General features: G+C 35.7%; 6 protein-coding genes. 3 read left to right on the top strand and 3 right to left on the bottom strand.

Annotation, left to right across the window (positions count from 1 at the left end; all coding sequences use genetic code 11):
* Positions 1–249: 249 nt before the first annotated feature.
* From MUW73_RS01130 to MUW73_RS01120, 3 genes are all read right to left on the bottom strand, one after another.
* Complete coding sequence (locus tag MUW73_RS01130) at positions 250–1,128, bottom strand: DUF1609 domain-containing protein (protein WP_243018097.1); 879 nt, start codon at positions 1,126–1,128, stop codon at positions 250–252.
* A 362-nt stretch (positions 1,129–1,490) separates the two neighbouring features.
* Positions 1,491–3,911: a replication restart helicase PriA gene (gene priA, locus MUW73_RS01125; protein WP_243575168.1), complete on the bottom strand. Its 2,421-nt coding sequence runs from the start codon at positions 3,909–3,911 to the stop codon at positions 1,491–1,493.
* Between the two features lie 32 nt (positions 3,912–3,943).
* A complete protein-coding gene (locus MUW73_RS01120; protein WP_243018099.1) occupies positions 3,944–4,741 on the bottom strand; it encodes a 3'-5' exonuclease in 798 nt (265 codons plus the stop codon).
* 158 nt (positions 4,742–4,899) lie between these two features.
* On the opposite strand from MUW73_RS01120, the gene mutY reads away from it, so the two are divergent.
* The 3 genes from mutY to MUW73_RS01105 all read left to right on the top strand — a co-directional run bounded on the left by mutY (position 4,900) and on the right by MUW73_RS01105 (position 7,612).
* Entirely contained in the window at positions 4,900–5,991 is a 1,092-nt protein-coding gene (gene mutY, locus MUW73_RS01115) for an A/G-specific adenine glycosylase (protein WP_243018100.1), read from the top strand.
* 205 nt (positions 5,992–6,196) lie between these two features.
* Positions 6,197–6,403, top strand: a complete 207-nt coding sequence (locus MUW73_RS01110; RefSeq protein ID WP_114910160.1) for a cold-shock protein — start codon at positions 6,197–6,199, stop codon at positions 6,401–6,403.
* A gap of 39 nt (positions 6,404–6,442) precedes the next feature.
* A complete protein-coding gene (locus MUW73_RS01105) occupies positions 6,443–7,612 on the top strand; it encodes a DEAD/DEAH box helicase (RefSeq protein WP_243575167.1) in 1,170 nt (389 codons plus the stop codon).
* The last annotated feature ends 111 nt before the right edge of the window (positions 7,613–7,723 follow it).

Here is a 7,723-nt window from a genome sequence, read left to right as displayed (position 1 = left end):
AGCTCCCCTTACAGCTGGAAAAACAGAATCCACCCTGCAACATCCATTGCAGCTGTTTTTCTATTTCAGCTATAAGGGGCGCTTGCTGATCGCAACTATTTTACAAGGGGCGTTTTTTTATATATTATTATATATAATAATCAATTAAATATACCCCTTAAGTTGACGCCATTGCTTGAACAGATACAACACATCAGGGTGCCAACTCAAGGATAATATTTACCTGGTTATTAAATAGATAGGGGGGCATTATTTGTTTTTATGCATACAGATTGTTACTAACTTATGTGGAGATTTTTTTAGGGGGGTATATTTAATAATATACAGCTTTTCATCTTTGCAGAATCTCTCGCTATAAGGTTTAATCTTAGGTGCGTTTCCAACTATAGATCCGTCTATTTTGTCTTTTTGAAATCCCATTTTATCATTTTTTTTAATTTTTATTCCTTCTTTTTGATGCACTTCATACCACTTATTTTGTTCAGGTAAATGTATATAAGGTACTTTTAAGCTAGGTCTATTTTCTTTTGGACGAAACATCATATGATGAATGATATTAGGATGAGTGTTGCACATACCAATTTCAATTTTACCTCCATGGTAAACTTCTTTTGGTTTATTTTTTTTCTTAAATAACAATACTAAACTAACAGTTACTTCGGCAGATTTTATTTTGTCTTGCTCTTGTTCATTTATTGTGAAGTAATAATTGTGATATTTGCCATATAGTTGGTTGACTACACCAGGCAAATAGTGAAAGGCTCTTTGTAACCACAGCTCCTCATCTGTTAGGCCTCTGTATTTAGAAATACCCTTGTCTAAAAAAAATTTCATTTCATAGATCTTAGGTGTGTTCCATCTTGTCACTCTGGGGTGTAGTTTATAGCATACTTCTTTTTTTTCTATTTCTTTTTTGGCTTTCTCTTGGTTTTGTAGATGACACTGGGAATAGAGTGTCATAGGATGAGAAGAAAAAGCTGATTTACAAGAAATAATTAAAGTAACTCCCCAATATACCAAGCAGTAACGTATACCTGTAGTAGGTAGTTGTATGGTAATCATATCTATGGCTTTTTTGCAGCAAATGGTTAGGATAGGAAAGGCTTTAATTGTACTATTTATTTGCATATATAGCTAAGGCTTTTTAGTTCCACTTTTTGGTTGATCAAAAAGTATACAAAAAATCAAGCCCTGGGTAAAAAGTTGAGGAAAGCTCCCATTACAACGGTAAAAACAGAATCCAAGCTGCAAACTCCCTCTCGACGGTTTCTCTATTTTAGTTGTAACGGCCACTTTCTGAATGTAACTATTTTAACAAGGGGCGTTTTTTTATGCACTTTTATGCACTTCTACAACAGTAATGAGTAGATGCTTTAATACTATTAATTTGCTTTATTTATCTAACTTTAATATTATAAAATTTATATAATTTTGCAAGTAATAGGAGCTAAAAATGATCTTGAGTAGATATTGGCAGTGGTCTATTGGTATTAAATCGGATCGATATCCAATAAGATTTTAATTTTTCTATAGGGACCTTTAGCCAGTGCATAGCTGCAGGCACTCTTTAACCACTCTTTTTTGCGTTGCAATCCACTTAAACTTTTAGTAGGTATTTTTAAAAATAGATCTAGTAAAAAATGATTTCTGATTTTACCAACCAAGGGTTCTTGAGGGCCCAGTACCATATCTTGAAACTGTTTTACTAATAATGTTTTTAATCTAATGGCACCTGATTGTAAGGTAGAGAGATTCACACAACTTAAACTTAATTTAATTAGTCTAACATAAGGAGGATAAAAAAAACGCTGCCTTTCTGCTAACTCAGCTTTATACATTCCTTCATAATCACCATTGGCTAAGTAGACAAATAAAGGATGATGCGTCTGCCTGGTTTGAATCAATACACTGCCTTGCTGATTGCGTCTGCCTGCTCTTCCTGCTAACTGAGTAATCAGTTGAAAACATTTTTCATTTGATCTAAAATCAGGAAAATAGAGTAAGTTATCGATATCTAATATCCCTATGAGGCGTATATTGGGAAAATCTAATCCTTTAGCCATTATCTGAGTCCCCACTAAAATATCTATCGATCCAGCGGTTACTTGGTTTACAATAGATTGGTAACTATTTTTTCCTTTTGTACTATCTAAATCCATGCGAGCAATCTGTTGGTCTGGAAAAATAAGTTGTAGACTCTCTTCTAGTTTTTCTGTACCAAAACCTATGTTATGGAGCTGCTCAGATCCACAATCATGACACGAACATAAAGGAGGGCTAGTATAGTCACAATAATGGCAGCGTAGGTGATTGGCTTCTTGGTGGTAGGTAAGGCTTACTGAACAAGTAAGGCAACGTGGAATCCATCCACAAGTGGCGCATAGAAAGTATTGCGCATATCCTCTTCTATTTTGAAAAATCATGGCTTGACCACCTGCCAAATTATTCTCTTTAAGCTTAGATAATAGTGTAAGCGAGAAGTTGTCTCGCATGGCCTTACGTTTTTTTTCTATGTTAAGGTCAATAAAAAATAATGCGGGATTGTTTGCTTGGCCAAATCTACGGTCTAAGGTTACCAAACCATATTTCCCAGATTGGGCATTGTAATAGCTTTCTAGAGAAGGGGTTCCTGAACCAAGTAAAACTTTTGCTTGATGCTTTTGGGCCAATAGGATGCTACTCTCTCGTGCATGGTAGGTGGGCATTGTATCTGCCTGCTTATAGGCCTGATCGTGTTCTTCATCTATAATAATTAGTTCAAGTCCTTTAAAAGGTAGCAAGAGCGCTGAACGTGTGCCTACCACTAATAAGGCTTGTTCTTTTAATAGGCGAAGCCATGTCTTTAGACGTTCTTTATGGGATTGTTTAGAGTGGTGTACTACCAACCATTCTCCCCACAAAGGTTTGATGCGTTCTACTATATGGGTTACTAACCCTATTTCTGGTGCTAAAAGCAATACCTGTTTTTGCCTTTGTAAGGCCAATGCAATCAGATGCATATATACCTCTGTTTTGCCACTGCCTATAGCACCATGTAATAGTACGACGTTTTTATTAGTAAATTTTGTTTGAATAGCCATAAGTGCATTTTTCTGAAATGCTGTTAAAATAGCTAATGGTTGTAAAGGAGCAGTAAAAATAGATGTGGGTAACTGGTCTGGGTTAACTTTTATTAAAATCTTTTTTTTTAATAATCTATCGAAAGCTGATTTAGAATAAGCTATAAGCTCTTTTTTAGAAGCATATGGAATGGATCCTTCTTGTTTAGATAAAAAATGGGCCAAAAGGGCTTGTTGTTTGGGTGAACATGGTGATAGTTTGGTTATGAGTGGATCTAGATGGATAGTAGGAGAGAGGGTAAAATAATGGTTGACACCAGCTGCTTGATTGATTCCGGTTGTGGCTACTGCTTCTACTAACTCTTTGGATAGTAATGATATCAGTGCCTTATTGGCTTCTTTTTGGTCTGTTAATTGGATAATAGCTGGGTAACCTAAAGGATGGTACTGTAATGTATTGAATATCAGCTGTTCAATAGTGGATAGTTGATTGGCATTAGCGGTTTTGCTGATTTGAAAGATTAAGCTATGAGGAAATCCAAGTAGTTTGGGCCATGCAAGAGACAATATGGTACCAAGGTTGGACAAGTAGTAATCGGCTAGCGATGCTAAAAAGGTTAATTGCTTAGGGGTAAACAAAGGCTTCTCGTAGATTATACCTAATAAATTCTTGGTAGGGTAATTGGGTATATTGCCATGACATCTCATGACAATACCCAGCAAAAGCTTCCCGTTACGCAACGGTACCAATACACTACTGCCTACATCTATTCTACTTTGGTATATAGAGGAAATATGGTAGGTTAAGGGTTGAATTGGAAGTGGTAAGATAACATCTACAAATTTTTTCAAGTGCCATGCAATTTTTTAGTATGATTACTATTTTAGACCATACTCATTTTAATTTGTGTGAGTTTACGTTTGGTATCCAGAGGAAAGTCCCCTTGTATCATCCAGTTATAATAAGATGGCTCTAGCTTGAGTACCTCTGATACGCTTTTCCCTTTATGCTTGCCAAAGTTAAAGATAGGGATCTGTTGGTCGTTATAGACCATTCTACCTGCAAAATCTACCATATTGGTATTGGTTAAATCATGTAGTGTAGCTACATCATTTTTTATCACACCTAGTTTATTCCCTAAAGCATCCACTACAGGTTCATTTTCATATCTTTTTATTTGCTCCATCAATACTTCTAAAGTAGCTTCTATATCTACCATAGCATTATGTGCTCCTTCTAGTTCCTTTTGACAATAAAATAAATAGGCTGCTTTTAAAGTTCTTTTTTCCATTAGGTGAAACAGCTTTTGCACATCTATAATTTTACGATTTTCTATCTTAAACGCTATTTCTGCCCGCAAAAAGCTTTCTACTAATATGGGTATATCAAAACGCAGCAGATTAAAACCTGCTAAGTCCGCTCCTTTTAAAAAAGCCATCAATTCCTTACTTATTTGTTTAAAAGTTGGCTTGTCTTTTAGATCGTCATCATAAATACCATGAATTAAACTGGATTCAGGAGGAATGGCTTGTTCTGGATTAATTCTTTTATAGAAGGTTATGCGGTTACCATTGGGCATAAGCTTAATAATAGCAATTTCTATTATACGATCATGTATCACGTTAATACCTGTAGTTTCTACATCTAAAAAAGCAAGTGGATTGGTTAATTTTAAACTCATAGGTATATAGCGTTCTATTTTTAATTAAAATGGTAAAACAAAGGTTAAGCAGAGACCATAGTTAAATTTTTGTATTTTAATTATGTGTAGACGAAGTGTAAAAATAGATTGCTCAAATATAATAAAATTAAATTACCCATTCGCTTATTTTATGTTCTATGTTAACCAGTAGAATCAATCATAGTATTTTTCGTAGTTCATTGCTTTCTTGGTACAAATTACATCAGCGTTACTTACCTTGGCGTACTACTAAAGATCCCTATAAAATATGGTTGTCAGAAATTATTCTACAACAAACAAGAGTAGCACAAGGGTTGCCCTACTATGAACGTTTTATAACTCAATATCCTTCTGTAACAGCACTGGCCAATGCTACAGAGCAAGAAGTTTTACGTTTATGGCAGGGATTAGGTTATTATAGTAGAGCACGTAATCTACACCATTGTGCGCAAACCATTGTTGAGCAATATAAAGGTGTTTTCCCTACTAATTATCGAGAACTACTTATGCTCAAGGGAATTGGGCCCTATACAGCTGCCGCTATTGCGGCAGTTGCTTTTAAAGAAGTAGTGGCTGCTGTGGATGGCAATGTCTACCGTGTATTGGCACGTATTTTTGGGCTAAACTATGATATAGGTACCTTGCAAGGGAGAAGAAAAATGCATGCATTTGCCAGTCTGCTAGTAGATCCTATAGAGCCTGATACTTATAGCCAAGCTATTATGGATTTTGGTGCCCTGCAATGTACGCCCGTATGTTCTTTTTGTGCTACTTGTATTTTTAAAAACTACTGTATAGCCTTTTATACGAATAGACAAAAAATACTGCCTGTTAAAACAAGTAAAATCAAGAAAAGAGCTCGTTATTTTGACTATTTTATTTTGCGGTATAAAAATCTTATTTATATGAAAAAGCGTACAAAAAATGATATTTGGAAGGGTATGTATGATTTCTATTTATTAGATAATACGCAACGGTTGCTGTTAGAAAAGATCGAGGATCCTTTATTAGTTTTAGCTAAAAAGCATCACTTATCTATTACTACTCTTGAAAAAGAGGAACGTCATTTGCTAACGCATCAAAACTTATTTGTCAAATTTCACAAAATAGAGCTTACCTCTACTTGCTTGGAAGAAGCTAACTATTTTTTCGAGGAATCTGCCTTAGTGGCATTTAATTGGCTAGAGATTGAAAGTTTGCCTAAACCTATTTTAATTCAAAATTTTTTAAAAAAGCTCAACAGTCTCTAGTTACGCCAAGGCCTGGCTCAGGCCAACACCATTGGCTCAGGTTAATAGAGGTTTTATTTTTTAAAAAAAAACATTATATTGCAGATAGCGTTCCTTTATCCTACTCTTTAATCAAGGTACCTATAAATTATCCAATTAGACAGTTTTATAAGTAAAAGGTAGGCCAGAGCGCTTGAAGTTTAAATTTTAAATATAGTTTTTTTCCATGGAAGGAGTAGTAAAATGGTTTGACCCAGCCAAAGGTTATGGGTTTATAAAACCTGCAAACGGAGGTAAAGATGTTTTTGTGCATATCAGTGCACTTGTAGCCTCTAGAGTAAGCATGATAGACCAAGGTCAGTCTGTAGATTTTGAAATCACCAGTGATAGAGGTAAGGAGGTAGCTAGTAACATTAAAGTTCTTGATGTGTGAGTAACACATCAAGAACTTTTTAACTTTTAATATTATACTTTGAGTAATACTTTTCAAAAATATAACTTGCCATCCGCTTTGTTAGGAGCATTGGCAAAGATGCAGTATGATCATCCTACTGCCATTCAAGACCAAGTCATCCCAGTTGCCTTAACGGGCCAAGATATCTTAGGTTCTTCTAAAACAGGTAGCGGTAAGACAGCCGCCTTTTCTATACCTGTAGTTGCACAACTTATTAACCAACTTGGTGCCAGCGTTTTAGTATTAGCTCCTACGCGGGAGCTTGCTGAGCAAGTAGCAGGCGTTATGTCAAGCATGGTAAGTGGTTGTAAGCATTTGCGCACTGTATTGTTAATAGGGGGGGAGCCTATTGGAAAACAGTTAATGCGTTTGCGTACTAATCCCCAGATTATTGTAGGTACACCTGGCCGTGTAGAGGACCATCTATGTAGGGGCTCTTTGCATTTGCGTAACACTACTTTTTTGGTGTTGGATGAGATTGACCGAATGCTTGACATGGGATTTTCAATCCAGATAGATAAGATTATCAAACGTTTGCCAGTAGAACGTCAAACTTTGATGTTTTCTGCCACGTTGGATAAAAATATTGAGCGGTTAGCTGGATCTTATTTAAGACAACCAGCACGGATTAGTGTGGAAATTTCTGATAATGATACTAAAAATATTCAAGAAGAATCTCTTTATGTACCAGAGTCAGCTAAATTTCAAGTTTTATTGGATCAGCTTAATAAACGGGAAGGTTCTATTATTGTTTTTGTAAAAACGCAAATAAGAGCCGACAACATCAGTTATCAATTACAGCAAGCAAATTTTAAAGTTTGTGCTATTCATGGTGGATTAAAACAACATCAACGAAAGCGTGTAATAAAGGACTTTAGAAACAAGCATTATTCTATTATTGTGGCCACTGATGTAGCTGCAAGGGGCTTAGATATTGACCATATCAAACATGTAATCAATTATGATTTCCCCCAAGCTGCGGAAGATTATACCCATAGAATTGGTAGAACCGGTAGAGCTGGTGCTACAGGCTTTGCTTTATCTATGATTTCTTCTCCTCAAGAAAAACGACTTTGGCGTATCATTCATAATGAGCCAGTAGAAAACGAGGAGAGAAGGCCATTTAGGCAAAACGCAAACTTTAATCGGTTTAAATCTCGTCCTTTTAGGCGTAGTTTTTCGGGCTAAATGCGTTTTGGTAATAGCGGTGTATCCGTTCACGACTGTGGTTTTTCTTCGATTATATTTAGCAACTCTTTGGTTTGCGTTGACGCAATTAGTAGAAAATGAATTTTTGTT

Origin of the sequence: Candidatus Cardinium sp. cByotN1, assembly GCF_022810525.1 — a bacterium.
In the GTDB taxonomy this organism is placed as follows: domain Bacteria; phylum Bacteroidota; class Bacteroidia; order Cytophagales; family Amoebophilaceae; genus Cardinium.
Note: the sequence above shows the minus strand (reverse complement) of the source record. Positions and strands in the feature narration are given on the sequence as shown.